Source organism: Bradyrhizobium genosp. SA-3, from assembly GCF_004212635.1.
Lineage (GTDB): Bacteria > Pseudomonadota > Alphaproteobacteria > Rhizobiales > Xanthobacteraceae > Bradyrhizobium.
In genome coordinates, this window is record NZ_PSRT01000376.1 from 1 (window position 1) to 254 (window position 254).

Sequence of the window (254 nt, forward strand, 5' to 3'; positions counted from 1 at the left end):
ATCTCCTCCATCAACATCCAGTTCGGCGATCCCGCGTTCCACGTGCTGCGTTATGCGCAGCTGGACGCGGCCGCATAGGCAAAGAGGCCAGCATGACGACTGAAGCAGTCATCGTTTCCACCGCAAGGACCGCCGTCGGCAAGGCCTATCGCGGCGCGCTCAACAACACGGACGGCCCCACCATGGCCGGGCATGTGATGGCCGAAGCCGTGAAGCGGGCCGGCATCGCGCCCGGCGAGGTCGAGGACGTGGTG

At 65.7% G+C, this 254-nt stretch carries 1 pseudogene; it reads left to right on the forward strand.

Annotation, left to right across the window (positions count from 1 at the left end):
- Positions 1-92: 92 nt before the first annotated feature.
- A pseudogene (locus tag CWO91_RS42535) lies at positions 93-254 on the forward strand (acetyl-CoA C-acyltransferase); the annotation flags it as partial.